The sequence below is a fragment of the Ralstonia sp. AU12-08 genome (genome assembly GCF_000442475.1).
Lineage (GTDB): Bacteria > Pseudomonadota > Gammaproteobacteria > Burkholderiales > Burkholderiaceae > Ralstonia > Ralstonia insidiosa.
In genome coordinates this window covers 1-26,155 of the sequence record NZ_ASZV01000002.1, presented here as the reverse complement: position 1 = coordinate 26,155, position 26,155 = coordinate 1, and the positions used below count along the sequence as shown (strand labels likewise).

Genomic DNA, 26,155 nt, shown 5'->3' with positions numbered 1-26,155 from the left:
CCAGTCTTATTGCATGAACCAGCCGTGGCTGACCACGAACGACTGGCCAGTCAGCGCCGCGCTCGGGAAGGTGGCCAGGAAGCGCACCGTTTCGGCCACGTCTTCCACGGTGGTGAACACGCCGTCCACGGTGTCGCCCAGCATGACCTTCTTCACGACCTCTTCTTCGCTGATGCCGAGTTCCTTAGCCTGCTCGGGAATCTGCTTTTCCACCAGCGGCGTGCGCACAAAGCCCGGGCACACCACGTGCGAGCGCACGTTATGCGCCGCGCCTTCCTTGGCCAGCACCTTGTTCAGCCCCAGCAGCGCATGCTTGGCGGCCACGTACGCCGACTTGAGCGGCGAGCCCTCGTGCGAGTGCACCGAACCCATGTAGATCACCACACCGCCGCGGTCGTCCTTGTACATGTGCCGCAGCGCTGCGCGCGTGGTCAGGAAGGCGCCGTCGACGTGGATGGCCTGCATCTTCTTCCAGTCGGCAAACGAGTAGCTCACGAACGGGTTGACGATCTGGATGCCGGCGTTTGAGATGAGGATGTCGACCGAACCCAGCTCTTCCGCCACGCGGTCGATGCCGCTGTCGACGGCTTGTTCATCGGTCACGTCCATGCGCAGGCCGATGGCGTGGCCGCCCGCATCGGTGATCTCCTTGGCGACGGCCTTTGCACCATCTTCGTTCAGGTCAACGATGGCGATGGCGGCGCCCGAGCTGGCGAGCGTCAAGGCGATTTGCTTGCCGATGCCGCTGGCGGCACCCGTGACGACTGCGACTTTGCCTTTCAAGTCAGACATGTTGTGTACTCCGTGAGGGTTGGGGGAAAGCGTGTTACTTGGCGAGATAGTCGAACACCACCTCACCCATACCGAGGGTCAGGTCTGCAATGATGTGCCGAGCTTCGACAATTTCCAGTACCGGCAGTTCGGCCACCGGTGCCAATGCGTGATGCGCGAGTTCCAGCGACGCGGGGCCGGTCCAGGCGCCTTTCATGTCGATGTCGACCATGTAGTTGCGCGACAGCTCGCAGATACGTGCGGTCTTGCCGTCCACGTGCGGGATGATCTTGAGCAGGTAGTTGGGCAACTCCAGCCGGCGCTTCTGCTCGGCCAGATCCAGCTCGCGGTGCTTGTAGCCCATGGTGCCCGTGGCGACGCGCACGGGGCCGTAGTCCAGCGTGCCGATCAGCGTGTCTTTGTCGGTTTCAAGCTTCGGGCTGGCGAGTTTCTTCGGGAAGCCCCACATCTCGCGGCCGCCGGCCAGGGGCGGGTGGTCGTCCAGGTACATCGCCAGCGTGTAGGTGCCGGGCTTGCCCTCGTAGGTGACGGGGATGACCTGGCCGCTCTCGGTGTAGTCGCCAAAGCCGGTGGAGTCGGCCATGCGGATGAACTCATAGGCGACCAGCGGTTCCGGCACTTCCAGTGGCTCGGGCACCATGGCGCGCAGCTTGGCCGGGTCGGTGCGGTACGTGATGATGAAGAACTCACGGTGAATGAAGCGATACGGGCCAGGCGGGTAGGCGGGGCTTGTGATCGGCATCGCGAACGCGGTTTCGCGGATGGTCTTGATATCCATGGCACTCCTTGTGCGGTGAGGGATCGAGGAGGGAGGGGGGCCGGACAGCGGGAAGAGCAAGAAATCTGCCGGCCTTGGAATTGGGTCGTGTAAGGCACGACACGTCTGGAACACGATAGACAAAGCCCGACGGTGGTGCGCGTGCCGGCACGCAGCTGACGCACAAGCCGATGCTGCCGGGCTTATGTGACAGGATGGTCAAACTGTCACATGCGGCTGAGGGTGACTGATTTTGCGAGCGGTTTCCGGCGTCGATTTATGTAATTGCATAGGCAATAATCGTAGCCAGAAGCCGCATGGATAGGGGAAATCCGCAACCTTAGTTGACGGGCGCAATGCGTTGTTGCACTGGCTTGAAAGGCGTTATTGCTGGGCAAGGAATGCCCACAGCGCGGGCTCGGCGGAGTACGCCACGTTAAAGCGCAGCCATGGGTCGACTGTCTCGTCGGTGCGGAAATACTGGCCTGGTGCCAGCCAGATGTTGTGCCGGATGGCCTGGTCGGCCAGCGCGGAGGCATTCGGATGGCCCGGCAGGCGTGCCCACAAGAAGAGGCCGCGCCCCGGCGTGTCGAACGCGACGGCGCCGTGCGTGCGCATGAGTGTTTCCGCATCGGCATGCGCCTTTGCCAGGCGCGCGGTCAGTCGTGCCACGTGTTCCGCGTAGACGGGCCGGGTAACGAATGCGTGCACGATGCGCTCGGTGATTTCCGACGAGGTGAGGGCGACGGCCATCTTGGTGCGCGCCAGTTCGCGTGCGATGGCTGCATCGGCCACCACGTAGCCCGCGCGCAATGACGGCGAGATCGTCTTGGAGAAGCCGCTCACATACAGCGTACGGCGCAGGCCATCGAGCGCGGCCAGCATGGGTGCGGCGGGGTCGGCCAGTTCGCGGTGCAGGTCGTCTTCGACGATCCACAGGCCGTGCTGCTCGGCCAGCTGCAGCACGCGGTAGGCGTTCTGCGCGGTCATCGATGTACCGGTCGGGTTCTGCAGGACGGAGCTGGTGAAGAGCGCGCGCGGGCGCTCGGCATCGTCGGTGCGCAGGATGGCTTCCAATGCGGTGGTGTCCAATCCATCTGGCGTGCGGGGTACGCCCACCACGCGCAGGCCGGCCAGCTTGAGCACCTGGAGCACATTGCAGTAGCCCGGTTCATCCACAGCCACCACGTCACCGGCCTTGAACAAGGTGCGCACGATCAGGTCCAGCGCCTGTGTGGCTCCGCTGGTCAGCAGGACCTGGGAACGCTCGACCGGCAACCCCCGCAGCGTGAGCGATTCCGCCACGGTTTCGCCCAGTGGCGCATAGCCCCAAGGGTGCCCATAGCCCGCCACACGCAGCGCAGAGACACGGCTCACCGCGCGCATCGCCTCCTGCACGCCGCGCTCATCCAGCCAATCGTTCGGCAACCAGCCGCAGCCGGGTTTGATGGCGATGGAGCGGTCGGCAAACACGTCCGATAACAGCCAGGCCGCATTGAGCTTGGGTGGCTCCCATCGCGGCGCAACGGACGCGGGTTGTGCTGGTGCACGCGCGGCGACCAGATAGCCGGAGCGCGGCCGCGCCACGATGGCCCCCAGCGCGGCCAGCCGCGTGTAGGCCTCGGCCACGGTGAACGTGCTGACGTCGTGCGCCTGAGCAAGCTTGCGCACCGAGGGCAACCGTGTGCCCGGCGGCAGGCTGCGGTTCTCGACGGCGGTACGAATGCCTTGGACTATCTGATCGACCAACGTACGCTGGGGATGATGGAGATCGAGTTCGAGGTGTTCGAGTGGCATGTTGCGATGCGGCATGTGACGGTATGAGCGCGGCGCGCACCTATACAGTTTCGTACAGAACCGTCATCTGTGCATGTCCGCAGTGCGTTTGGCTCTGTACAGTTTGCTCGAACCGTTGATTTGCTTGCCTGATTTTCTTTCGGAGACGCCGATGAAACCCGCACCGCACCCGCTGGAAACGACTGACCTGTCCTACTTCTGGATGCCGTTTACGGCCAACCGCCAGTACAAGGCCGCGCCGCGCCTGCTCACGTCGGCACAAGGCATGTATTACCGCGACGCCGACGGCCGTGAAGTGCTGGACGGTACGGCCGGCCTGTGGTGCGTCAACGCCGGCCACAGCCGCAAGGAGATCGTCGACGCCATTGCCACGCAAGCAGCTACGCTGGATTTCGCACCAACCTTCCAGATGGGCCACCCAATGGCCTTCCGCGCGGCCGAGAAAGTGGCCGAGCTGATGCCGGAAGGACTGAACCGCATCTTCTTCGTCAACTCCGGTTCGGAGGCGGTGGACACCGCGCTCAAAATTGCGCTGGCCTACCACCGCGCGCGCGGCGAGGGGCAGCGCACCCGTCTGATTGGCCGTGAGCGCGGCTATCACGGCGTGGGCTTCGGCGGTATTTCGGTGGGCGGTATCTCGCCGAACCGCAAGGCGTTCTCGGGCAACCTGATCCCGGGCGTCGACCACCTGCCGCACACGCATGCACCGGAGCACAACGCATTCTCCAAGGGCCAGCCGGCATGGGGCGAGCACTTGGCCGATGAGCTGGAGCGCCTCGTCACGCTGCACGACGCGTCGACCATTGCCGCCGTCATTGTCGAGCCGCTGGCCGGCTCCACGGGTGTGCTGGTGCCGCCCAAGGGCTATCTGCAGCGTTTGCGCGCGCTGTGTGACAAGCACGGCATTCTGCTGATTTTCGACGAGGTCATCACCGGGTTTGGCCGCCTGGGTGCCGCCACGGCCGCAGAATTCTTTGGCGTGACGCCGGACCTGCTGACGATGGCCAAGGGTATCAACAACGCCGCCGTGCCAATGGGCGCCGTAGCCGTACGCCAGTCGCTGCACGACACCATCATTGACGCCGGTGCGCCGGGCGCGATCGAGCTGTTCCACGGCTATACGTATTCCGCGCACCCGCTGGCTGCTGCCGCTGCGGTTGCTGCCATCGACCTGTATCGCAGTGAGGGTTTGTTCGAGCGGGCACGCGCGCTGTCGCCGGCGTTTGAAGCCGCGGCGCATTCGGTCAAGGGCGCGCCGCATGTGAAGGACATCCGCAACCTGGGGCTGGTGGCCGGCATCGAGCTGGAATCGCGCCCGGGTGCGATTGGTGCACGCGCGTACGAAGTCTTCCTGAAATGCCTGGAGCGTGGCGTGCTGGTGCGCTACACCGGCGACATCCTGGCGTTCTCGCCGCCGCTCATCATCGACGAGGCGCAGATCGCGCGCATCTTCGACACCGTCCGTACCGTTCTGCAAGAGGTAGCTTGAGATGAACCGACCGATTGATCCTGCCGTCACCGAATCTGTGGTCAGCCACTACATCGGCGGACAGCGCTATGCCGGCGCAGGCACGCGCAGCGCCGACGTATTCAACCCCGCCACCGGCGCCGTGAGTGCGCAGGTACTGCTGGGTGGTCAGGCCGAAGTGGCCGCCGCCGTTGCTGCTGCACATGCCGCCGCGCCCGCCTGGGCCGAGACCTCGCCGCTCAAGCGCTCGCGCGTCCTGTTCAAGTTCAAGGAACTGCTCGACCAGAATCACGACGCTCTGGCTGCCGCCATCACCCGCGAACACGGCAAGGTGTTCTCCGATGCCAAGGGCGAAGTCACGCGCGGCATTGAGGTGGTGGAGTTCGCCTGCGGCATTCCGAACCTGCTCAAGACCGAGTTCACCGACAACATCGGCGGCGGCATCGACAACTGGAATCTGCGCCAGCCGCTGGGCGTGGTGGCCGGTATCACGCCGTTCAACTTCCCGTTCATGGTGCCGATGTGGATGGCACCCGTGGCGCTGGCCTGCGGCAACACGTTCATCCTCAAGCCGAGCGAACGTGATCCGAGCCCGAGCCTGATGATTGCCGACCTGCTCAAGCAGGCCGGCCTGCCCGACGGCGTGTTCAATGTCGTGCAAGGCGGCAAGGATGCGGTCGATGCGCTGCTGGCGCATCCGGACGTGCAGGCGCTGTCCTTCGTCGGCAGCACGCCCATCGCCGAGTACATCTATACCGAAGGTACGAAGCACGGCAAGCGTGTCCAGGCCCTGGGTGGTGCGAAGAACCACTTGGTGGTCATGCCCGATGCGGATCTCGATCAGGCGGTGGATGCGCTGATCGGCGCCGGCTACGGCTCGGCCGGCGAGCGCTGCATGGCGATCTCCGTGGCCGTGGCGGTGGGCGACGTTGCCGACAAGCTTGTGCCGCGCCTGGCCGAACGTGCTCGCGCACTGAAGATCGGCAACGGCATGGAAGCCGACAGCGAAATGGGCCCGCTCGTCACGGCGGCGCATAAGGCCAAGGTGGAAGGCTATATCGCCAAGGGCGTGGACGAGGGCGCCAAGCTGGTGGTGGATGGTCGTGGCCACACGGTGGATGGCCATGAACAAGGCTTCTTTACCGGCGGCACGCTGTTCGACCACGTCAAGCCTGGCATGACGATCTACAAGGAAGAGATCTTTGGTCCGGTGCTGTCAGTGGTGCGTGTGCACGACTTTGCCGAAGCCGTTGACCTGATCAATGCGCACGAGTTCGGCAATGGCGTGTCGTGCTACACCAGCGACGGCGGCGTGGCGCGCGCGTTTGCACGGCAGATTCAGGTGGGCATGGTCGGTATCAACGTGCCGATTCCGGTGCCGATGGCGTGGCATAGCTTTGGAGGGTGGAAACGTTCCCTGTTTGGCGATCACCACGCCTACGGCGAAGAGGGTGTGCGTTTTTACACACGCTACAAGAGCGTGATGCAACGCTGGCCGGATTCGATTGCCAAGGGTGCCGAGTTCGTCATGCCTACGGCCAAGTAAGCGTCGTACGCAGCAAAGAAGAAGGGAGGCGATGCCTCCCTTTTTTCTTTGCGCATGCGGTTGGTCAACCGCGCTGTCATATTGGTTTGATATTCACCGCGATCGGCTCGCCATCGGGGCCAATCTCGATATCGAAACTCACGCGCTGACCCTCATGGAAAGCAGGTGTGCGTGAAAACTGGATCTCCGAATCCCGAATAAAACGCGGGGCAGCATGCATTTCTGCAGCTGCCCCGGCGGGCGGATCATATTGAACGGCGTTATCTTCAATTCGGCTGGCCATTGCATTCTCCCGAGAGGGACTTCGTCAAACCGGAGCGCTGTTTCCAGCAACCCTTCGACCGCTTGATGGCAAACACGTACTGAACAACCCTTACAACCTGACTTCTAGGGGCTTTTGACCGGCGCGCCGCCTGCCCGGAAGGATGGCGCGCCGTCCTGCAATCGCAATGACGATCTTGGCGGTGCCTGTGCCCCGGCCTTTGACTTACTGCGGCACGATATTCGACGCCTGCTTACCCTTCGGGCCTTGCGTGACGTCAAACGATACCTTTTGACCTTCCTTCAGGCTTTTGAAGCCCGCCGCATTGATCGCAGAGAAATGCGCGAAAAGGTCCTCACCGCCGTCATCCGGGGTAATGAAGCCGAAGCCCTTTGCGTCGTTGAACCACTTAACAGTACCAGTAGCCATGATCTTGAGTCGTAAAGTTGAGAAATCGATCGGCCGCCGGCCAAGAGAAACATAGCAGGCAGACCCGGCCAAACCGGCCAAACGATCGTTTGGTGAATATATGCTTGGCGCGTCTCCTCGTCAAAGTCTGTTTTTTTCATTTCTCTTGTTTAGATCAAGCATAGGCGATGCCTGCTGGGCACATCAGGGTCCGGGCGTTCTTGCCATCGGTGCAAACACTCGCACAAAACCGAGTGTTTTCACCTAAGCTTTAGTGGCTTCTGCCGCACTCCAATGCCGCGCCAGGCGTGGGCGGCATGGCAGATCGTGCACGAAAATTGCGCGTGCTCCCGCAGTTCCAGTCGCAGGCAACCATGACGACAGCCACCGCCAGCACAATCAGAAAAAAACCCGCGTTGATGGCCACCATGGTGGGCGCAATCGGTGTGGTCTTCGGGGACATCGGCACCAGCCCCTTGTATGCATTAAAGGAATGCTTCAACCCCGAGCATGGGGTTCCGTTCTCGGACCAGACCGTTTTCGGCATCCTGTCGATGCTGCTCTGGGCGATGACGCTGGTGGTCTCCATCAAATACGTGGTGTTCGTCATGCGCGCCGACAACAACGGCGAGGGCGGCATTCTTGCATTGACAGCGCTGGCCATGCGCGCCAGCAGCGGCAGCGCCCGGTTCACCCGCACACTCATGATGCTCGGCCTGCTGGGTGCCGCCATGTTCTACGGCGACGCGGTGATCACGCCGGCCATTTCGGTGCTTTCCGCCATTGAAGGCATGGAAATCATGGCGCCCGCGCTGCAGACGTGGGTGTTGCCGCTGGCGTTGATTGTGCTGATTGGCTTGTTTCTGCTGCAGAAGCAGGGCACGCATGTGGTCGGGCGCCTGTTCGGGCCGATCATGTTGATCTGGTTCGTGCTGCTGGGGTTGATCGGATTGGCGTCGGTGGTGAAGTCTCCGCAGGTGCTTGTGGCCTTGAGCCCCACGTATGCGCTCGAATTTGCGTTCCGGCACACCATCCTGGCGTTCATCGTGTTTGGCTCGGTGTTCCTGGCATTGACCGGCGCAGAAGCGCTCTATGCTGACATGGGCCACTTTGGTGCACGGCCGATCCGCTTTGCCTGGTTCTACATCGCCATGCCTTGCCTGTTGCTGAATTACTTCGGGCAAGGGGCATTGCTGCTGCGCGAGCCTTCCGCCGTGCAGAACCCCTTCTTCCTGTTGATGCCGAACTGGGCCGTCGGGCCGATGGTGGTGCTGGCGACGGCCGCCACCGTGATCGCATCGCAGGCGGTTATCTCCGGTGCGTTCTCGATGACGGCGCAGGCCGTGCACTTGGGCTATGCGCCACGCATGAAGATTCTCTACACGTCGGATGTGGAAATCGGCCAGATCTATGTGCCGGTCGTGAACTACATCCTGCTGTTGCTGGTGGTGGCCGTGGTGTTGGCCTTCGGCAAGTCCGATAACCTGGCCGCGGCTTACGGCATTGCCGTGACGACCACCATGCTGCTGACCACGGGCCTCGTGACTGTGGTTATGCACAATGCGTGGAAGTGGAGCCTGCCCGTGGTGGCCAGCCTCGGTGCCGTGTTTCTGGCGGTGGACCTGTCGTTCTTCAGCGCCAACCTGCTCAAGATCGCGGCAGGTGGCTGGTTCCCGCTGCTACTGGGTGGCCTGATCTTCTTCCTGATGGTGACGTGGCATACGGGCACGCAGTTGCTCAAGGCGCGCAACGTGGAGGGCGGCATTCCGCTTGAGCCTTTCATGGAAGGCCTATTGCGCCATCCGCCATATCGGGTGGACGGTACGGCCGTGTACCTCACGCCGAGCATCGAGTTCGTGCCGCTGGCGCTGTTGCACAACCTCAAGCACAACCACGTGCTGCACAAGCGCGTGCTGTTCATTCACTTCCGTACGCTGGCCGTGCCTTATGTGGAGCCCGCCAAGCGGATGGTGCTCAAGACCATCGGCGAAGACATCTACACCGCAGTGGTGGACTTCGGCTTCAAGGAAACCCCCGCTGTCGACGACATCGTCAAGAACGTGGGCCAGCGCTTGAATATCGTCTTTGAGGATATGGAAACATCGTTCTTCATTACGCGCGCCACGGTGGTGCCGTCGCCGCTGCCCGGCATGGCGATGTGGCGCGAATCGCTGTTTGCCTGGATGCAGCACAACAGCGCCAAACCGTCGGATTTCTTCCGGATTCCAGCCAACCGGTTGGTTGAGTTGGGGAGCAAGGTGGAGATCTAGTCCGCGCGCGCGTTCTACGCGAATCGGGTTGCGCTGTCGCCCCGGCAGAACGCCAGCAGCATCAGGTTGCCCGCCTTGGCATGCTGGATCGCGAGTGACGACGGCGCAGAGATCGTCGCGAGAAGCGGTACCTCCATCTGCACGCATTTGCGCGCCAGCTCGAAGCTCGCGCGGCTGGTCATGACGATGAAACCGTCGGTCGGGCGGATGCCGAGCCGGGTCAGCCGGCCGATCAGTTTGTCCAGTGCGTTGTGGCGACCGACGTCTTCCAGTACATGCAGTGGTGCATTGCCATCTGCAGGCACCCAGCCTGCCGCATGCAGGCCGCCGGTGAGCGCGTTGGCGGGTTGATGTGCGGTCATTGCCTGCATGGCGTCGAGCACCTGTGCATCGGCAAGTGATGCCATCCACGTTGGCTGAGCAAGGGGTGTCGGCGAAGCTTCAAAGGTCTGCAGGCTCTCGATGCCACACAGGCCGCAGCCCGTCGGGCCAGCCAATGCGCGGCGTCGTTCCTTCAAGCGGACGAAGCAGTGCGAGGCGATTTCGATGTGAATCTCGATGCCGTGCGCGTGCGTTTCGACATCGGCGCCGCGCCAGTCGGCACGGCTGTCGATGATGCCCTCGGACAGCGCAAAGCCCAGTGCAAAGTCTTCCAGATCGGCGGGCGAGGCCATCATCACGGCGTGCGTGATGCCGTTGAAGACGAGCGCCACCGGTGTCTCATCAGCAACGGCGGTGGTGGCGTCTTCGTGTGCGCCAGTACGTGTGCGCCGCGTCGCCGAGGTGGAGACGACGGGCAGGCCGGCAGGGTGGCGGGTCAGGGCGGTCATGTGGTGGTACTCTGTACAGCGCGGCCAGCATCGAGCAGCACGACCAGCCAGCGTGTGTCATCCATGGTGACGCGCAACAGGCCCGCATTGGCCAGCGGATGCAACGCGCGCAGCACGGTGCTGGCGCGTTCGCCTACGCGTTTGGTCAGCCAGGGTAGCGACACCGGTTTGCCGGGTTCGGTCTCGTGCAGTGCCGTCAACAGCGCAAGCTGCAGCGCAGACCACGCCGGTTGGTTCGACATCAGGCGTCGGCTGCAGCGGCAGCCTGCGCGTCGGCGGTGCGTTCAACTTGGCTCGGCACCAGCATCACCGGAATCGACTTGGACGTTGGCGTACGTGCCTGATCGGCCACGGAAGACAGCGGCACCAGCGGGTTGGTCTCTGGGTAGTACGCCGCAAGACAGCCGCGCGGAATGTCATACGCCACGAGGCGGAAGCCATCGGCACGGCGCGTGGTGCCATCATCGGATAGCGTGATCATGTCGATCCACTCGCCGTCCTTCATGCGGATGGTGTGCAGGTCTTCTTTGTTGATGAAGACCACGCGGCGCTGGCCGAACACGCCGCGGTAGCGGTCATCCATGCCGTAGATGGTGGTGTTGTACTGGTCGTGCGAGCGCACCGTGGCCAGCGTGAAGACGGTGGCATCGGCATAGCGCTCACAGGCGCGGTGGATGGGCGTATCGGTCGGGATACCGTGCGTGTGGAATTCCGCCTTGCCCGATGGCGTGTTCCAGACACGCTCCGATGCGGTGTTGCGCAGGCGGAAGCCACCCGGCACGCGGATTTTCTCGTTAAAGCCCGCAAAGTCATCAAACACGGCTTCGATGCGTTCGCGGATGCGGTCATAGTCTTCCACCAGCCAGCGCCAGGGGATGGTGCTCTCGGGCAACGTCGCCTCGGCCAGCCGCGCCACGATGGCGGGTTCCGACAGCAGGTGCGGCGATGCGGGCGGGTTGATACCCGCTGACATGTGGACCATGCTCATCGAATCTTCCACCGTCACGCCTTGCGTGCCGCCGGCTTGCTGATCGACTTCGGTACGGCCCAGGCAGGGCAGGATCAGCGCAGCCTTGCCGTGCACGATGTGGCTGCGGTTGAGCTTGGTGGTCACGTGCACGGTCAGGTCGCACTGGCGCAGGCCGGCCCACGTCGCAGCGGTGTCCGGCGTGGCCGCGGCAAAGTTGCCGCCCATGGCGAAGAACACGCGGCCCGCGCCGTTGCGCATTGCTTCGATGGCACCGACGGTGTCGTAGCCGTGTTCACGCGGTACTTGGATGCCGAAGACTTGCTCCAGCCGATCCAGGAACGCCGGGGCGGGTTTCTCGTAGATGCCCATCGTCCGGTCGCCCTGCACGTTGCTGTGGCCGCGCACCGGGCACGCACCGGCGCCCGGTCGCCCGATGTTGCCGCGCAGGAGCAGCAGGTTGACGATCATCTGGATCGTCGCCACCGAATGCTTGTGTTGCGTTATCCCCATGCCCCAGCAAGCGATCACGCTGCCGGCCTTGATGTACGTATCGCCAGCCTGGCGGATTTCGTTTTCCGGCAGGCCGGATTCGGCTTCGATGGTCGCCCACGATTCGGCGCGTACATCGGCGGCAAACGCATCGAAGCCGCCGGTGTGCTGGGCGATGAACGCGTGGTCGATGATGGCGGGCTCACCGCGGCTGCGGGCCACGTCATCGCGCTCGATCACGTGTTTGATGATGCCCTTGACCGTTGCCAAATCCCCGCCGATGCGGACCTGGTGGTACTCGGTGCTGATGCGTGTGGAGCCCAGTGTGAGCATCTCGATCTTGCTTTGCGGATCGGCAAAGCGCTCCAGCCCGCGCTCGCGCAGCGGGTTGAATGACACGATCTTCGCGCCGCGCTTGGACGCTTCACGCAATTCACCGAGCATGCGCGGGTGGTTCGTCCCCGGGTTCTGGCCGAAGATGAAGATGGCATCAGCCTTGGTGAAATCGTCAAGCGTGACAGTGCCCTTGCCAACGCCGATGCTGCCCCGCATGCCCGTGCCGGAAGGCTCGTGGCACATGTTGGAGCAGTCGGGGAAATTGTTCGTGCCGTATGCGCGCACGAACAACTGGTAGAGGAAGGCCGCCTCATTGCTGGTGCGGCCAGAGGTGTAGAAGATCGCCTGGTTCGGATCGGGCAGCGCACGCAGGTGCTGTGCGACGAGCGCGAAGGCGGCATCCCATTCGATCGGGACGTATTTGTCGCTGGCGGCGTCGTAGACCATCGGGTGTGTCAGGCGCCCCTGGTCTTCCAGCGCGTAGTCGGGCCACTCGGCCAGTTCGCGCACGGTGTGCTGTGCGAAGAACTCCGGCGTGGTGCGGCGTGACGTGGCTTCAGCGGCCACGGCTTTTACGCCGTTCTCGCAAAACTCGAACGTGGAGGCGTGGTCACGATCGGGCCATGCGCAGCCGGGGCAATCGAAGCCATCGGGCTGGTTGGCGGACAGCATGGTCTTGGCGCCCTTGGCGGCGATGCCCTGCGACAGCAGTTGATGCGCAACGCTCTTGAGCGCGCCCCAGCCACCGGCCGGATGACGGTAAAACTCGATTTTCTGATGCTTCATGACGGCGCGGTGGCTTGATTTCAGGCGTTAAGAGAACAGAACAGCAGCTTTTTGGAGTGTAATCCAAACCCCCCAGCCCAACGGCAGGCCAACGGCTGCCCAGGCCAGCACCACAGCCACGGCCGAACCCGGATGTGCCGCCCATTCCAGTGACGTTTCCGGAGAAGCTACCGACGGCGTCGGATTCTTGGCGGCTGCTGCACGACGCAGCTCGTCGAGCTGCGCGTCGGTCATGAAGTGCTTCGCGTTCACCGGGCGCACCAGCAGGTTGCAGACAAAGCCCAGCACCAGCAGGCCGGCTAGGATCATCATCGTGATGTCGTACACGGCGGCACGTTCCACACCATGGGCAATCTGGTACTCACGCAGATAGTTCACCAGCACCGGGCCCAGAATGCCGGCCGTCGACCAGGCGGTCAGCAGGCGGCCGTGGATGGCGCCCACCATTTGCGTGCCGAACATGTCGGCTAGATACGCTGGCACGGTGGCAAAACCACCGCCGTACATCGACAGGATCACGCAGAAGGCCAGCGCGAACAGCGCAATGTTGCCGGTGTGCGAAGTCCACGGAATCGATGCATAGAGCACGAAGCCCAGCACGAAGAAGATCGCGTAGGTCATCTTGCGACCCAGGCGGTCCGACAGCGACGCCCAGAAGAAGCGGCCGCCGATGTTGAACAGGCTCAGCAGGCCCGTGAAGCCGGCTGCGATGGCGGCGATCTGACCCTTCTGCGCAGCGGTCAGCTCAGTGAAGGCTGTGGTTACGCCCAGCAGCTTGCCGCCAAACACTTCCTGCAGCAGCGGCGAAGCCATGCCCAGCACGCCAATGCCGGCCGACACGTTCAGGCACAGCACGGCCCAGATCAACCAGAACTGCGGCGTCTTCAGTGCCTCGTTCACGTGCACATGGCGCTGCGTGACCATGGTGTCCTTTGCCTTGGCCGGCGAGGGCGTCCAACCGGCCGGTTTCCAGCCAGTGGGCGGCACGCGATAACCCAGTGCGCCCGCCATCATGAACACGAAGTAGATGCCGGCCAGCACGATAAACGTTTGCGCCACACCCACGGAATCCGGCGTGGCAAACAGCTTCATCAGGCGGTCAGCCAGCGGCGCACCGATCATCGCGCCGCCGCCGAAGCCCATGATGGCCATGCCGGTCGCCATGCCGCGCTTGTCCGGAAACCACTTGATCAACGTCGACACGGGCGAGATGTAGCCCAGCCCCAGGCCAATGCCGCCGATCACGCCGGAGCCGACCCACAGCAGCCAAAGCTGGTGCATCTGGATGCCAAGTGCGGAGATCAGCAGGCCGCCGCACCAGCACACCGCCGACACGACACCGGCCTTGCGCGGGCCGGCGCGTTCCAGCCAGCCGCCCCACAACGTAGCAGACAGGCCGAGGAAGACGAAGAACAACGTGAACATCCAGCCCAGGCTGGAGATGCGCCAGTCGCAGGTGGTGGTGAACAGCTCGGCAATCAGCGAGACATCGGCGCCGCAGGTTTGCGGCTTGGCAATGCCCAGTGCACGCCCGAGCGGCAGCCAGAAAACGGAAAAGCCATAGGCCATGCCGATACACAGATGGATGGCCAAGGCGGCAGGTGGAACCAGCCAGCGGTTGAATCCCACCGCGGCGATGGTGCGCTCGCGCGAAAAAAACGGATGCAGTACTGCTTCGGACATCGAAATCCCCCCGGATGCGTTGATGTGCCTGGTTGCTACGGTATGAAGTGAGTTGGCCGCACCAGTCATGGCTGGTACGTACCCGCCGGCCGCAGAGGGACTGCGCCGACGTTGCCCGCGAAGATAGTGATGCGCCCTGTTCTAAATCAATAGTTGTAGAAATCCGTTGTATTGCGGGATACGCAACATGCAGCCTAACCAAGTGATTTATGTGATCAAAAACATAAATAATCCTTAGGAATGGCTTTGCTGATGCCCGGCTTGCGCTTGACATCAAATCGGTTGGTGTTGTGGTTAGGAGCGCCAATACTGCAGTGGAAGACGGGCAGTGCCTGAGCAGCCGGACAACGGAGGTAGGGGATGACGACGCGTACAACGGATACGCCCGCGCAGCCGGAGCAGGCTGGGCTCGACACCCAGGCCTTGGGTGTCGGCGAATCCGTTGTGATGGGCGTAGCGGGCACCGCGCCCGCCTTCAGCATTGCCGCCACCACGGCCACGTTGATCGCCGCGGTGGGTGCGCTCACGCCCGCAAGCCTGCTGTATTGCGGGCTGATCATGTTTGGTGTGACCTTTGCCTACCTGCACCTGAATCGCATCAACCCGCACGCAGGCGCGGCGTATGCCTGGGTGGGCGCCATCTTCAACCGCACGCTGGGCTTCTTTACCGGCTGGGCGCTGCTGGTGGCCTCTGGCGTGTTCATGGTGTCTGGCACGATCCCGGCGGCAACCGCCACGCTCACGCTGGTGGCGCCGTCGCTGGCCGACCAGCCCGCCGTGGTCGCGCTGGTGGCTGCCGCGTGGCTGCTGGCGGTGAGCGCCGTCATCATCAAGGGCATCAAGCTGACGAGCTATTCGCAGGTCGCCATGACGGTGGTGGAGACCGTCATCCTGATTGCGCTGATTGCACTGGCGGTGTCGAAGTTCGGTGCGCACCCGGCACATGCGCTGTCGTGGGCTTGGCTGTCACCGGGCGCATTCACGCCGCAGCTTTTCGCCACGGGGGCGCTCACGGCATTGTTCTTCTTTTGGGGCTGGGACGTGACCGTCAACCTGACGGAAGAAACACGCGACGCCAATCACGCACCGGGCCGCGGCGCGCTGTGGGCCATGGTGATCGTGCTGGCGCTGTTCATGGGTTTTGCCGCCGTGATCCTGCTCGTGCTGAGCGATACAGAGATCGAGCAATCCAGCACCAACGTCATCTTTGCCGTGGCCGACAAGCTGTTGCCGCGCCCCTGGAGCTACGTGGCCGTGGTGGCCGTCATGCTCAGCACGATCGGCACGCTGGAGACCTCCATCCTGCAGTTCACGCGCACGCTCTACGCCAAGGGGCGCGACGGCATGCTGCACGCCCGCTATGCCAGGCTGCACAAGACCTGGCATACGCCGTGGATGGCCACGGCTGTGATCACCACGATTGGGCTGGTGCTGCTGTTTGGCGCGTCGTTCTTTCCAAGCATCAACGCGATCATCAAGGATTCGGTCAATGCCATCGGCTTTCAGGTGGCGTTCTACTACGGGCTGGCCGGCTTTGCCTGTGCGTGGCACCACCGGCGCGATGCGCTGCGCTCGGTGTTCGATGCGGTGTTTCTGGTGCTGTGGCCGCTGGGCAGTGCGCTGTTCTTGTGGTTCATTGCGGCTTACAGCGTGCCGACGTTCGATTGGACGACCAACCTGATTGGCCTGGGCGGCATTGCGATCGGTATCGTACCGTTGCTGCTCAATCGGCGGCTGGCCGAGCGCAATGGCCGTCTGGCTGGCAACCCTTAACCGGCAACGGCCGAGTCCGGCCAGGCGCAGCGGCTGATCTGCTGGCGGAACGCATCTGCCAGCGCGTACAGGTGCGTGAAGTTCAACCGCATCTCCGCCGCGCGCTCGTGATATGGCCCGACGCTTTGCGCAATGCGCTCAATGGCACGTGCGGCATCACCGATGGCCACATGCCCCAGCATGCGGGACGAGCCCACGATCCTATGCGAGGCTTCGATGATCTGCGCATCCACACCGTTGCGCAGGGCCTGATCGAGGTTGGCGAGGTCCTGTTCGACCGTCTCCGTAAACAAGTCGACGATAAAGCGCCACTGCTGCAGGTCGAGGCCGAACAGCTCGGTCAGCGTGCAGATGACCTGGGGAGGAAGCAGGCCGGCGATGATGGCGTGACTGGCCTCGTCGGAGGTGGGGGCTGCGGGCGTGTCGCGGAAGGGCTGCATGGGGTGGCGCGTGGATTTGGACTCGAACCACACTTTGCGTGCCGGGCCTGCCTGCAGCAATGAGATTCGTCCGATTTGGAGGCGCGCCAAGTACGAACGTGCAGGCCCAAAAAACAAATCGGGCGTACCGCTTGTGAGGCGATACGCCCGACCGGGCTGTGCGCGCTTGAGGCTCAGGGCAGCATGGCAGCAGTTGGCGTGACGTCCGGCTCGCGCGGCGGCGTGCCGCGATTGCGGTGTGCCCACGTGAACACCACCGGCAGCACCAGCAGCGTGAGGATCGTCGTCGTCACCATGCCGCCGACGATCACCAGCGCCAGCGGGCGCTGCGCCTCGGAGCCGATGCTGTGCGACAGCGCCGCCGGCAACAGACCGAGGCCTGCCAGCATGGCCGTCATGATGACCGGGCGCAGGCGCAGCGCGGCACCCTCTACCGTCGCTTCATGCAGGTTCTCGGAGTGCGCCAGGCGGTTGACGTACGAGATCAGAATCACCCCGTCCTGAATGGCAATCCCGAATAGCGACAGGAAGCCGATACCCGCCGAGATCGACAGCGTCTCGTTGGCGATATGCAGCGCCAGCAACCCGCCGATGGCCGCAAACGGCACGTTCAGCACCACCATCAGCGCGTCCTTGAAGTTGCCGAACGTGCTGTAGAGCAGCAGGAAGATCACCAGGATCGTCAGCGGCACGATCACCATCAGCTTGCCCTGGGCGACCTTCATCTCGTTGAACTGGCCGTCCCATTTGACGGTGTAGCCCTCGGGCAGCTTGACGTTGTTGCCCACCATGCGCTGCGCCTCATCTACGGCGCTGCCGAGGTCGCGCCCACGCACCCCGAACTTGATGGCGATGTAGCGCTTGCCTTCTTCGCGGTAGATGAAGAACGGGCCGTCGGTCATCTGCACTTTGGCGATCATCGACAGCGGGATGTGCTGGCCGTCCGGCGTGTCGATCAACAGCTCGCGAATGGCGTCGTACGAGGCGCGCGACTGCTGGTTCAGGCGCACCGCCAGCCCGAACGATTTTTCGCCTTCCAGGATCTGTGTGACCGGCGAGCCACCAATGGCGTACTGCACCAGGTTCTGCACGTCGCTCACGTTGATGTTGAAGCGCGCAGCAGCCTGGCGGTCAATGGTGACGTTCAGCGTCGGCTGACCCAGTTCGCGGAAGATGCCCACGTCCACCAGACCCTGCACCTTCTTGAGCTGCGTCTGGATTTCGGTGGCCTTGGCTTCAAGCATGTCGAGGTCGTTGCCGAACAGCTTGACTGAGTTCTCGCCCTTCACGCCCGAGAGCGCCTCATCCACGTTGTCCTGGATGTACTGCGAGAAGTTGTATTCGATGCCCGGAATCTTCTCCAGATGCTTGGCCAGACGCTCGACCAGATGTGCCTTGGTTACGCCGGGGCCCCACTTGTCGGGCGAAGAGAAGTACAGGCCGTATTCCTGGTTGAACACGCCGGTGGAGTCGGTGCCGTCATCCGGCCGGCCGATCTGTACCGAAACCTTCTCAATTTCCGGTTGCTTGCCGAAGTACGTGCGCAGGTCGTTGGCGACCGAAGCGGAGTAGTCCAGGTCCACCGTGTTCGGCAGCGTGATGCGCAGCCAGAGGTTGTTCTCTTCCAGCGTCGGCAGGAATTCCGTGCCCAGGAAGCTGGCGCTGTACAGCGTCAGGCCCAGTGCGGCGAGGGCAGCGGCAAACACCGTCTTGGGGCGTGCGATGAGGCGGTGCAAGAGCGGCTTGTACCAGCGCAGGATCGCGCCCACAAACGCCGGCGAATGCGGATGCAGCGACTTGCCGAACACGAACGACGTGGCGGCCGGCACGAAGGTCAGGCTCAGCACGATCGAGGCCATCAGCGCAAAGCCCATCGTGAACGCCATCGGCTTGAAGATGATGCCTTCCACACCGCCGATGAAGAACAGCGGCGAATACGCCACGATGATGATGCCCGTGGAGAAGATCATCGCGCGCTGCACTTCGTTGGTGGCCTTGACGATGGCGTCTTCCAGCTTGTCAGCGCCTTCTTCCAGGTGACGCATGATGTTTTCCATCACGATCACCGCCGCATCCACGATCACGCCAAAGTCGATCGCGCCCAGCGAGATCAAATTGGCCGGCACATGGAAGTGCTCCATGTTGATGAACGACACGCACAGTGCCAGCGGAATCACCGCCGCCACCACGGCCGCCGCACGCAGGTTGCCCAGGAACACGAACAGGACAGCCAGTACCAGCGCAATGCCCACCACCAGCGTGTGTTCCACCGTTCCCATGGTGATGTCGAGCAGCACCTGGCGGTCGTAGAACGGCTTGATCTGGATGTCCTTCGGCAGGATGCTGTTGTTCAGCTCGGCAACCTTGTCGCGCACCTTGGCCAGCACCTCGGTGGCATTGGCGTCGCGCTTGAGCAGCACGATGCCTTCCACCACGTCGGGCTGGTCGTTGTACTGCACCATGCCCAGACGCTGCACGTTGCCGACTTCCACTTCGGCAATGTCGCGCACACGCACCGGCACGCCGTTATTGGCGGCCACCACCACGTTGCGGATGTCTTCCACCGTCTGCAGCAGGCCCACGCCGCGCACCACGAACTGCTGCTCGCCGTCGCGCAGCAGGTTGCCGCCGGTGTTGTTGTTGGCATTGCCGATGGCCGTGATGAGCTGCGACAGCGTGATGCCGTATGACTGCAGCTTCGCCGGCGACGGCACGATGTGATACTCCTTCACCTTGCCGCCGAAGGAGCTCACGTCCGCCACACCCTGGACGTGCTTGAGCTCCTTGGTGATGTCGTAGTCCTGGTAGCTCTTGAGCGTGGTGAGATCCACGCCGTCGCCCACCAGGCGGAAGCGCATGATTTCGCCGGTGGCATCTGAGTCCGGGCTCAGGGCAGGTTGGATGCCCGTGGGCAGATTGGCCTGTGCGAGGTATTGCGAAAAGTTCTGACGCGCCTTGAAGCTGTCCGTGCCTTCCTTGAACTTGAGCGTCACCACCGACAGGCCGAACAGCGACACCGAACGGAACGACTGCACGTCCGGCACACCGGCCAGCGCGTTCTCGATGGGGATGGTGATCTGCTGCTCGACTTCGGTCGTGCTGCGGCCTGGCCACTGCGTAATGGCCTGTACCGACAGTGGCGCCACGCCCGGATACGCCTGCAGCGGCAGCTCACGGAACGACAGGACGCCCGCGACCAGCAGCGCGATCGCCAGGAAGACGATCAGCAGCCGCCGCTTGAGAATGCCCGCGATCGGGTTGAAGCTCATGCCTACGCCCCCGCCTTCACGATCATTTCATTGAGCAGGGCGGCGCCGCGCACCACCACTTGCGATGAAGCATCCAGACCGGCTGTGACCGCAAAGCTGCCATCGGCGCCCGTGTCCTTGCCTTGCACCTGCACGCGCTTGAAGTGCTTGGCATCGCTTTGCACGATCACGTAGTAGCTGCCGCGCTCCTTGACCAGCGCGGACTTTGGCACCACCGAGGCCATGCCTGTGCCGATCTGGATGCGCGCGGTCGAATACATCTCGGGGCGCAGCAGGCCGTCGGGGTTGGGCACGTCGCAGCGCACGGTCAGCGTGTGCGTGGCGGGGTCGATGTTGGGGGCGATGAAGCTCACGCGGCCGGTGAAATCGCGGTCCGGATACGCTGCCGTGTGCAGCGTGATCGGCTGGCCGATGTGCACGCTGGCAATGTCGTTCTCATACAGATTGCCGGTGAACCACAACTGGCGCGTATCGACGATGCTCATGAACGAGTCACCCACGTTCAGGAAGGCACCTGGGTCCATGTTGCGCTTGACGATGGTGCCCGAGATGGGCGCACGCAGCGTCATGTGCTCGGCGGGCGCGCCACGCTTGGCAATCTGCGCAACATCCGCGTCGGTCAAGCCCAGTACGTGCAGTCGACCCGCAGCGGATTGCACGGTGGCCTCCGCATCTTCCTGCAAGTCTTTCATGTTGGAGCCCTTGAGCTGGCGCGCGGTGCTGAGCGCAAGCAGGTACTCCTTCTGGGCAGAGATGAAATCTGGCGAGTACAGCTCCGCCAGCGGCTGGCCTTCCTGCACCAGCGCGCCTTCGAATACCAGGATGCGATCCAGTCGGCCCGCCACGCGGGAAGACGCCAGCTTGGTGCGCTCCGCGTTAAAGGCCAGCTTGCCGGGGCTGGACAGCTCGACCGGCACAGTGCGCTGGCCGACTTGCACGACCTGCACCTGCTGCGGGTCGAAGCCGCCGGCCGGGATTTCCACGGAATCGGGTTTCGGGCGCGCAGCGGCTGCAGCGGGGGCAGATGCTGCGTTGCTTGCAGGCTTGGCGGTGTCGGCAGCGTTGGGCGACGGGGCGGCGGGCCATTTGCGCCCCACCACCACGCCAACGGCAACAGCGGCAGCCAGGGCAATCACGGCAACGGTAGGAGAGAACTTCTTCATGGTCTTATTGAGCTTGAACCGGCGAACGGCCGGTGGCCGCGAGCAATGCGTGATAGGCCTGCAGGGCCGTGGCCTGCGCCTGGGCGACCGCCAGTTCGGCGTTCTTGAGTGCGCCCTGCGCGGTCAGCAGGTCATTGAAATCGGCGTTGTTGCTGGCGTAGTTGGTCATCGTCACGCGATAGGCCGCCAGCGCCTGCGGCAGTTGTCGCTGCTTGTTGAAGTCGAGCTGCGCGAGCGTCTGGCGCAGCGTGTTGTACGAGGTATCAACGGCCAGCAGCGTCTGCTGACGCACGGACACGTCATTGGCCTCGGTGGCGATCTGGCTTTCCACCGCCTGGTTCACGCCGTACTTCTCCTTGGTGAAGAACCAGAACGGGATGATCAGATCCAGCTCGATCTGATAGCTGTTCGGGCGCACGCCGTACGGTGGGTTGTCGGTCGTGACCGTGGCGATGACCTGGAAGTCAGGCAGGTACGCCTTGCGCGCCAGCGTCACGCTCTTGCGTGCGGCGTCGATCAGCTCGGCTGAGGCCTTGATCGACGGGTGCTCGCGCAGCGCCTGGTTTTCCAGCTCCGGCAGCGGCTCGTCGGGCAAGCGCACAGATTCGTCGTCGGTGCGCAGCTCCAGCGGGAAGCTCGGCTCTTTGCCGATGAGGGTGTTGAGTGTCTGCAGCGTGATGTCGTACTGGCGCTGCGCGGCAAACAGATCGTTCTGCGCGCTGCTCTGCATGACCTGCGCGTTGAGGAAATCGGCATAGGCCGCCGCATTGTTGGCGTAGCGCACGCGCGTGATCTGCTTGACCTGCTCCAGGCGCGTGATGGTCAGTTTCTGCACGTCGATCTGCTTCTGCAGCGAGATCGCCTGGTAATACGTGGTCGAAAGCTGTGCGTAGAGCTGCAGGTACAACGCGTCGGACTGGGCGTTCAGCGATTCGGCCTGTCGGTCGGCAATCTCGGCGGCCAGCGATTTCTTGCCCGGAAACGGAATCTGCTGCGTCAGGTTGTACTGGCTGCCGCCCGCCCGGTTGACTGCCAGCGGAAACCCCTTGGGGATGCTGTTCCAGATGTAGCCGAGCTGCGGGTTGTTGGGCGCGGCCAATTGCGGTGGCACAGACTTGGCCGCCAGATAGGCATGGCGGGCCTGCATGAGCTGCGGATTGTTGCCTTTCAGTTCCTGCAGCAGCTCAACCAGGTTGAAACCAGGGCCGGTCACGCCCGGCACGGCCGACTTGACGGGCGGCATGGTGGCCACGGGCATGCTGGCGGCAACCGGCGTGGTCGGCATCGGTACCGGTGTGGCCGGTTTTGACGTGGCTGCCCATGCCGCTGTGAGCGGCAGGCTGGTCGCCACGCACAGCGCGGCCCAGGCACGTGGATGGATTGCACCCCAATGTTTCACTGCAAAGACTCCCCTTGAGACGGGTGCGTTTTTACCGACGCGATCTTTCAAGCGCCTTTCACGACTCAGCAAGCCGTCAGGAGGTAGGAAAACGCGAAAAACCGCGGCAAATCGCTCCAAGGCGGCAGTCTGCGTCAGTTATATGACAAGACATGCTGGCTTTCTCAGGTTGGCGCAAGTGGGCACGGCAGGCCCAACCGCGTGGCCAGGGCGTCGCGCATGGCCTGCAGGCTGGCGATGCGGGCGTCGATGCTGGACAGCTTTTCGCGCAGCAGGGCGGTGACTGCGGCATCCGTGTCGGGTTGCTGCCACACCAGGTCCATGCCCTCGCCAATTTCGGCCAGCGTGAAGCCGAGTTGCTGGGCCGTGCGCACGTAGCGCACCAGTTCAACGGTTTCGGGCGGGTAGGCGCGGTAACCGTTGCTGCGTCGCCGCGCACGGATCAGGCCGCGCGCCTCGTAAAAGCGCAGGCCGTCGCGCGAAACGTCGGTGGCGGCGGCCAGATCGCCAATGGAAAGATCGTCGGCGCGGGCGGGGAGGGTGGCGGGCATAGGGTCTCGCAACAGAAACGGGCTTGACCTTGGAGCGTACACCAGGGTTTACGGTGATGCTTCTTTCACTTCTGGAGTGTTGCCGTGGTTTCCGAATCGACTTTTCTACGCATCGTGCGCGCCAGCGCCTGGTACGACCTGATCGTGTCCGCACCGTTTGCCACGCCTTGGACGTTCGCGCTGCTGCACCAAGCCTTGAATGCGCTGGCCGGTGCGCTGGGTATCGGCAGCCTGCCGGCGTTCGAGCCGGCGCATCTGCTGATGGCCAACCTGATGGGGTCTGTGGTGTGCGTGTGGTCGGTGCTGCGACTCCAGCAGGCCAGTGTGACGCTGGGCCGTTACGACGCCGTTGCGCGTTGGCTCTTTTCAGCCTGGCAAGCGTTCGCGTTGATGTCGGGGGCCACGCTGCTGGTGGTGCCGTTCCTAATCGCGGAGGTGAGTTTTGGGCTGTTGCAGTTGATGCCGGTGGGGCGCGTGCCCGCCCGTACGGGCACGCAACACGCTTAGCGTGCGGCTGGAGCGCTGGCCGGTGCTGCGGGCGGCAGGCCGGCCGGGATCAGCGGGCCGCCGCCGAGCACCTGGCTGCGTGAGAGGATTCGCAGCTGGTTGTCCAACTTGGCCGGATCAACGAAGCGCTTGACGTCTTCGCCTGCGCGGCGGGCCATTTCAGCGGAATCGACCCAGCCGGTGAGGGTGACCTTGCCTTCCGGCGTGGTGTGGATGCGGATCTGGCGGGTATTCAGGGCCGTGTCCTGATCAAGTGCGGCCTTCACCTGATACGACAGCAGGGAGTCGTCGGTCATGCGGGCGCCAGTGCGGTCGGGGCCATCGCCCCAGGCGCAGGCCGTCAGCACCGATGCGGCACCGATTGCAGCCAGTACGCCGATCCGCTGACGTGGCATACCGGCCCGGACTACCAAGGACAACGAGGGGAAGCGCATCGATGCTCCTGAAAAAAATGGCGACAGGCCCACATGATAAGCCTGCCGCCCTGCACCGAAACTGCGCGTCTTACGCTCTGCTGGTCAATATGCGTGACCCGGCGCGGCGGTCTGCTTGCGCTGCCACAGCGTCTGCAACGCCAGCCGGCCCGGCCCAACCGTCGCCACGATCGCGATCAGCACACCCCACACGAAGTGAAACTCGATGGCCGAGGCCGACAGGTTTGCCCAGTACGACAGCGCGGCCACGACGTTGACGAAGAACAACCCTGCCGCCGCCAGCCGCGGCACGATACCGATCAACATCAACGACGGGAGGACCACTTCGCCAAAGGTGCCCAGCGCCGCTGCCAGCATGGGCGGCAGCAGCGGGACCTTGTACTCCTCGGTGAAGAGCAGCACGGTGGTGTCCCAGTCGTGCAGCTTGGTCAGGCCCGAGCGGAAGAACACGTAGAAGAGGTACGCCCGCACGATCAGCAGGATGAGCGAGCACAGCCCGCTCTGGGGGCCGGCAAAGCGATCGAGCGTGGCGCGGATGCGTGTGAGCGGGGCAAGGGTAGCGGTGTTCATGGTGTGTCTCCAAGGATCGAGCCCTGGGGTGCAGGGTGCGTGGACAGCGCGAGCAACCCCGCGCGATAGAGGCCGGCCAGGCAGGCGGTCAGATCGAAATCCGCCTGCGCGGTCAGTGTTTGCGTGAGGGCCGCCTGCAATGACGGTGTTGCATCGCAGGCAGCGAGAAATACGGCGGTGCTCGGATCGAGGTCGAGCACGACGACGCGGTGGTCTTGCACAGTGACGACCGCCGCTTCAGGCGTGCCGAGGTCGATGCTGCTCAATGCGATGGCTGCGTCGGGCTGATGCGCCCGCCAGATCGACACAACCGGCCACGGCGAGGCCACATACCAAGCCCCGTCGACGAGACCCGCGCGGAGGGTGTCCGCCGGCTGTGCGAGCAGCGTGCCGAGCGCGACAGCGTCCAGCGCCTGGGTGTGCGCATCCGGTGCGTAGTGCGCCCAGTGCACACGCCATTCCAAGCGGGCCACGTCAGCCAGATACGGCACGCTGCCTGCCAGCGGCGATTGCGCGATGACTTCGGGCAATGCATCGCCATAGCGATGCAGGTTCGCAGAGCTCGAGCCCTGCACCGCCAGCGTGTCGCGCACGATGGCATCGAAGCAGTCGTCGCCGACGAGCGCTCGGCAGACCGGATACGCACCGGCCAGCGTGTTGCGCAGGATGGCCAGGCGCGCGTTGCGATAGACGGCCACGCCGCGCGCGTCGTCATCGCCCGTGGGTGGTGTTGTGAGCGTGCTGATCAGATGGGCTTCCCAGTCAGGCAGGCGCATGGTCGCTCTCCGTGACGGTGGAACTTGCATGCCGGTCAAGAATGACCTGCGCGCGTTCAGCTTCCTGCAGCAGCACCTGCACGGGCGGGATGTCGGCATCCCACTCGATGAGCGTCGGACGCGCACCGTGCGCGGCGATCCACGCTTCGTAGATCGCCCAGACAGGCGCATGGACCGGCGCGCTGTGCGTGTCGATCAGCATGCCGTCTTCCACACTGAAGCCTGCCAGGTGAATCTCACCCACCAGCGCGGGGGCGATGTCGGCTAGCACCGATTCGACTGTCACGCCGTGGTTGACGCTGTTGACGTAGAGATTGTTGAGGTCCAGCAGGATGCCGCAGCCGGTGCGGCGCGCGAGTGCAGTCAGGAAGGCGCCTTCGGAGACGGCCTCCTCGGCATCGACCAGCGCGCGGCAATCGATATACGCGGCGATGTTTTCGATCAGCAGCGGCCGCTTGAGGATGTCCTGTGCGCGCATGACGTTGGCGCACACGAGGTCGAGCGACTCGCGGGAATAGGGCAGGGGCAGCAGGTCGTTGACGACCTGGGCACCGCTGCGGTTGAAGCACAGGTGCTCGGATATGGCGTTGGGCGCAACGGCATCGGCCAGCGTGGCAATGGCGCGCACGTGGTCCATGTCCAACCCATCGGCATTGCCGAGCCCCATGCCCACGCCGTGCAGGCTCACGGGCTGGTGCGCTCGTGCGGCTAGCAGCGCGGCGCGGGCCGGGCCGCCATACAGGTAGTTCTCGCTGTGCACTTCCACCCAGGGGAAGCGAGCCTCCCCGTGCAGCAGGGCGGGAAAATGCGGGGCGCGCAGGCCTGCGCCGGCGCACGTGGGCAGAGTGGTCTGCATGGCGGTCACCCGGTTCGTCGGCT

Annotated in this window: 23 protein-coding genes; 5 read left to right on the top strand and 18 right to left on the bottom strand. The window is 63.7% G+C overall.

Features of this window, described 5'->3' with window-relative positions:
• Positions 1-6: 6 nt before the first annotated feature.
• The 3 genes from C404_RS31020 to C404_RS31010 form a co-directional block, all read right to left on the bottom strand.
• Entirely contained in the window at positions 7-792 is a 786-nt protein-coding gene (locus tag C404_RS31020; RefSeq protein ID WP_021192557.1) for a 3-hydroxybutyrate dehydrogenase, read from the bottom strand.
• 34 nt (positions 793-826) lie between these two features.
• Positions 827-1,570: an acetoacetate decarboxylase gene (locus tag C404_RS31015; protein ID WP_021192556.1), complete on the bottom strand. Its 744-nt coding sequence runs from the start codon at positions 1,568-1,570 to the stop codon at positions 827-829.
• Between the two features lie 363 nt (positions 1,571-1,933).
• Positions 1,934-3,346, bottom strand: coding sequence for an aminotransferase-like domain-containing protein (locus C404_RS31010; protein ID WP_037010793.1), 1,413 nt, complete (start codon positions 3,344-3,346; stop codon positions 1,934-1,936).
• Positions 3,347-3,497: 151 nt separating this feature from the next.
• Between C404_RS31010 and C404_RS31005 the strand changes: the two genes are divergently transcribed.
• Together C404_RS31005 and C404_RS31000 are read left to right on the top strand one after the other, a co-directional pair.
• A complete protein-coding gene (locus tag C404_RS31005) occupies positions 3,498-4,835 on the top strand; it encodes an aspartate aminotransferase family protein (RefSeq protein WP_021192554.1) in 1,338 nt (445 codons plus the stop codon).
• Position 4,836: 1 nt separating this feature from the next.
• Entirely contained in the window at positions 4,837-6,360 is a 1,524-nt protein-coding gene (locus C404_RS31000) for a CoA-acylating methylmalonate-semialdehyde dehydrogenase (RefSeq protein WP_021192553.1), read from the top strand.
• A 76-nt stretch (positions 6,361-6,436) separates the two neighbouring features.
• Here the strand turns inward: C404_RS31000 and C404_RS59005 are convergent, their stop codons facing one another.
• Positions 6,437-6,643: a cold-shock protein gene (locus C404_RS59005; protein WP_039598639.1), complete on the bottom strand. Its 207-nt coding sequence runs from the start codon at positions 6,641-6,643 to the stop codon at positions 6,437-6,439.
• 204 nt (positions 6,644-6,847) lie between these two features.
• Positions 6,848-7,051, bottom strand: a complete 204-nt coding sequence (locus C404_RS30995; protein WP_021192552.1) for a cold-shock protein — start codon at positions 7,049-7,051, stop codon at positions 6,848-6,850.
• A gap of 353 nt (positions 7,052-7,404) precedes the next feature.
• Here C404_RS30995 and C404_RS30990 point away from each other — a divergent pair, with 353 nt between their 5' ends.
• On the top strand, positions 7,405-9,300 hold the full coding sequence (locus C404_RS30990) for a potassium transporter Kup (RefSeq protein WP_031328630.1): 1,896 nt from the start codon (positions 7,405-7,407) through the stop codon (positions 9,298-9,300).
• 14 nt (positions 9,301-9,314) lie between these two features.
• On the opposite strand, the gene fdhD is transcribed toward C404_RS30990, so the two are convergent.
• The 4 genes from fdhD to C404_RS30970 are packed head-to-tail and all read right to left on the bottom strand — an operon-like array spanning position 9,315 to position 14,394.
• Positions 9,315-10,130, bottom strand: a complete 816-nt coding sequence (fdhD, locus tag C404_RS30985) for a formate dehydrogenase accessory sulfurtransferase FdhD (protein ID WP_021192549.1) — start codon at positions 10,128-10,130, stop codon at positions 9,315-9,317.
• Positions 10,127-10,372: a hypothetical protein gene (locus tag C404_RS30980; protein WP_021192548.1), complete on the bottom strand. Its 246-nt coding sequence runs from the start codon at positions 10,370-10,372 to the stop codon at positions 10,127-10,129. Before C404_RS30980 ends, fdhD begins: the two co-directional genes overlap by 4 nt.
• On the bottom strand, positions 10,372-12,711 hold the full coding sequence (locus tag C404_RS30975; RefSeq protein ID WP_021192547.1) for an FdhF/YdeP family oxidoreductase: 2,340 nt from the start codon (positions 12,709-12,711) through the stop codon (positions 10,372-10,374). The genes C404_RS30980 and C404_RS30975 overlap by 1 nt, the downstream gene beginning before the upstream one ends.
• A gap of 27 nt (positions 12,712-12,738) precedes the next feature.
• Positions 12,739-14,394 carry an OFA family MFS transporter gene (locus tag C404_RS30970; protein WP_021192546.1) on the bottom strand — a complete coding sequence of 552 codons (1,656 nt, stop codon included), beginning with the start codon at positions 14,392-14,394 and terminating at the stop codon, positions 12,739-12,741.
• Positions 14,395-14,754: 360 nt separating this feature from the next.
• On the opposite strand from C404_RS30970, the gene C404_RS30965 reads away from it, so the two are divergent.
• Positions 14,755-16,167: an APC family permease gene (locus C404_RS30965; RefSeq protein ID WP_021192545.1), complete on the top strand. Its 1,413-nt coding sequence runs from the start codon at positions 14,755-14,757 to the stop codon at positions 16,165-16,167.
• On the opposite strand, the gene C404_RS30960 is transcribed toward C404_RS30965, so the two are convergent.
• From C404_RS30960 to C404_RS30940, 5 genes are all read right to left on the bottom strand, one after another.
• Complete coding sequence (locus tag C404_RS30960) at positions 16,164-16,607, bottom strand: Hpt domain-containing protein (protein WP_031328628.1); 444 nt, start codon at positions 16,605-16,607, stop codon at positions 16,164-16,166. The genes C404_RS30965 and C404_RS30960 overlap by 4 nt on opposite strands.
• Before the next feature lie 173 nt (positions 16,608-16,780).
• Positions 16,781-19,876 carry an efflux RND transporter permease subunit gene (locus tag C404_RS30955; RefSeq protein WP_021192543.1) on the bottom strand — a complete coding sequence of 1,032 codons (3,096 nt, stop codon included), beginning with the start codon at positions 19,874-19,876 and terminating at the stop codon, positions 16,781-16,783.
• Between the two features lie 2 nt (positions 19,877-19,878).
• Positions 19,879-21,039 (bottom strand): efflux RND transporter periplasmic adaptor subunit, encoded by a 1,161-nt coding sequence (locus C404_RS30950; RefSeq protein ID WP_021192542.1) that lies wholly within the window; start codon positions 21,037-21,039, stop codon positions 19,879-19,881.
• A gap of 4 nt (positions 21,040-21,043) precedes the next feature.
• On the bottom strand, positions 21,044-22,297 hold the full coding sequence (locus C404_RS30945) for a TolC family protein (RefSeq protein WP_037010787.1): 1,254 nt from the start codon (positions 22,295-22,297) through the stop codon (positions 21,044-21,046).
• 305 nt (positions 22,298-22,602) lie between these two features.
• Positions 22,603-22,989 carry a MerR family transcriptional regulator gene (locus C404_RS30940; RefSeq protein WP_021192540.1) on the bottom strand — a complete coding sequence of 129 codons (387 nt, stop codon included), beginning with the start codon at positions 22,987-22,989 and terminating at the stop codon, positions 22,603-22,605.
• An 84-nt stretch (positions 22,990-23,073) separates the two neighbouring features.
• Between C404_RS30940 and C404_RS30935 the strand changes: the two genes are divergently transcribed.
• Positions 23,074-23,496, top strand: a complete 423-nt coding sequence (locus tag C404_RS30935) for a hypothetical protein (protein WP_021192539.1) — start codon at positions 23,074-23,076, stop codon at positions 23,494-23,496.
• Here C404_RS30935 and C404_RS30930 read toward each other — a convergent pair.
• The 4 genes from C404_RS30930 to bufB all read right to left on the bottom strand — a co-directional run bounded on the left by C404_RS30930 (position 23,493) and on the right by bufB (position 26,132).
• Positions 23,493-23,930 carry a BON domain-containing protein gene (locus C404_RS30930; protein ID WP_031328625.1) on the bottom strand — a complete coding sequence of 146 codons (438 nt, stop codon included), beginning with the start codon at positions 23,928-23,930 and terminating at the stop codon, positions 23,493-23,495. The genes C404_RS30935 and C404_RS30930 overlap by 4 nt on opposite strands.
• Before the next feature lie 84 nt (positions 23,931-24,014).
• The gene (locus tag C404_RS30925; RefSeq protein ID WP_021192537.1) at positions 24,015-24,500 is read right to left on the bottom strand and encodes a DoxX family protein; all 486 of its coding nucleotides are present in this window, start codon (positions 24,498-24,500) and stop codon (positions 24,015-24,017) included.
• The gene (locus C404_RS30920) at positions 24,497-25,276 is read right to left on the bottom strand and encodes an HvfC/BufC N-terminal domain-containing protein (protein WP_021192536.1); all 780 of its coding nucleotides are present in this window, start codon (positions 25,274-25,276) and stop codon (positions 24,497-24,499) included. Before C404_RS30920 ends, C404_RS30925 begins: the two co-directional genes overlap by 4 nt.
• Positions 25,263-26,132 carry an MNIO family bufferin maturase gene (gene bufB, locus C404_RS30915; RefSeq protein WP_031328624.1) on the bottom strand — a complete coding sequence of 290 codons (870 nt, stop codon included), beginning with the start codon at positions 26,130-26,132 and terminating at the stop codon, positions 25,263-25,265. The genes C404_RS30920 and bufB overlap by 14 nt, the downstream gene beginning before the upstream one ends.
• Positions 26,133-26,155 lie beyond the last annotated feature (23 nt).

Coding starts and splice junctions, on each gene's coding strand:
- C404_RS30955 (WP_021192543.1), bottom strand. CDS start 19,876: ATGAGCTTCAACCCGATCGCGGGCATTCTCAAGCGGCGGCTGCTGATC.
- C404_RS30960 (WP_031328628.1), bottom strand. CDS start 16,607: ATGCAGCCCTTCCGCGACACGCCCGCAGCCCCCACCTCCGACGAGGCC.
- C404_RS31010 (WP_037010793.1), bottom strand. CDS start 3,346: ATGCCACTCGAACACCTCGAACTCGATCTCCATCATCCCCAGCGTACG.
- C404_RS30950 (WP_021192542.1), bottom strand. CDS start 21,039: ATGAAGAAGTTCTCTCCTACCGTTGCCGTGATTGCCCTGGCTGCCGCT.
- fdhD (WP_021192549.1), bottom strand. CDS start 10,130: ATGACCGCCCTGACCCGCCACCCTGCCGGCCTGCCCGTCGTCTCCACC.
- C404_RS30930 (WP_031328625.1), bottom strand. CDS start 23,930: ATGCGCTTCCCCTCGTTGTCCTTGGTAGTCCGGGCCGGTATGCCACGT.
- C404_RS30975 (WP_021192547.1), bottom strand. CDS start 12,711: ATGAAGCATCAGAAAATCGAGTTTTACCGTCATCCGGCCGGTGGCTGG.
- C404_RS31015 (WP_021192556.1), bottom strand. CDS start 1,570: ATGGATATCAAGACCATCCGCGAAACCGCGTTCGCGATGCCGATCACA.
- C404_RS30940 (WP_021192540.1), bottom strand. CDS start 22,989: ATGCCCGCCACCCTCCCCGCCCGCGCCGACGATCTTTCCATTGGCGAT.
- C404_RS31020 (WP_021192557.1), bottom strand. CDS start 792: ATGTCTGACTTGAAAGGCAAAGTCGCAGTCGTCACGGGTGCCGCCAGC.
- C404_RS30980 (WP_021192548.1), bottom strand. CDS start 10,372: ATGTCGAACCAACCGGCGTGGTCTGCGCTGCAGCTTGCGCTGTTGACG.
- C404_RS59005 (WP_039598639.1), bottom strand. CDS start 6,643: ATGGCCAGCCGAATTGAAGATAACGCCGTTCAATATGATCCGCCCGCC.
- C404_RS30920 (WP_021192536.1), bottom strand. CDS start 25,276: ATGCGCCTGCCTGACTGGGAAGCCCATCTGATCAGCACGCTCACAACA.
- C404_RS31000 (WP_021192553.1), top strand. CDS start 4,837: ATGAACCGACCGATTGATCCTGCCGTCACCGAATCTGTGGTCAGCCAC.
- C404_RS31005 (WP_021192554.1), top strand. CDS start 3,498: ATGAAACCCGCACCGCACCCGCTGGAAACGACTGACCTGTCCTACTTC.
- C404_RS30925 (WP_021192537.1), bottom strand. CDS start 24,500: ATGAACACCGCTACCCTTGCCCCGCTCACACGCATCCGCGCCACGCTC.
- C404_RS30970 (WP_021192546.1), bottom strand. CDS start 14,394: ATGTCCGAAGCAGTACTGCATCCGTTTTTTTCGCGCGAGCGCACCATC.
- C404_RS30990 (WP_031328630.1), top strand. CDS start 7,405: ATGACGACAGCCACCGCCAGCACAATCAGAAAAAAACCCGCGTTGATG.
- bufB (WP_031328624.1), bottom strand. CDS start 26,132: ATGCAGACCACTCTGCCCACGTGCGCCGGCGCAGGCCTGCGCGCCCCG.
- C404_RS30995 (WP_021192552.1), bottom strand. CDS start 7,051: ATGGCTACTGGTACTGTTAAGTGGTTCAACGACGCAAAGGGCTTCGGC.
- C404_RS30965 (WP_021192545.1), top strand. CDS start 14,755: ATGACGACGCGTACAACGGATACGCCCGCGCAGCCGGAGCAGGCTGGG.
- C404_RS30945 (WP_037010787.1), bottom strand. CDS start 22,297: ATGCCCGTGGCCACCATGCCGCCCGTCAAGTCGGCCGTGCCGGGCGTG.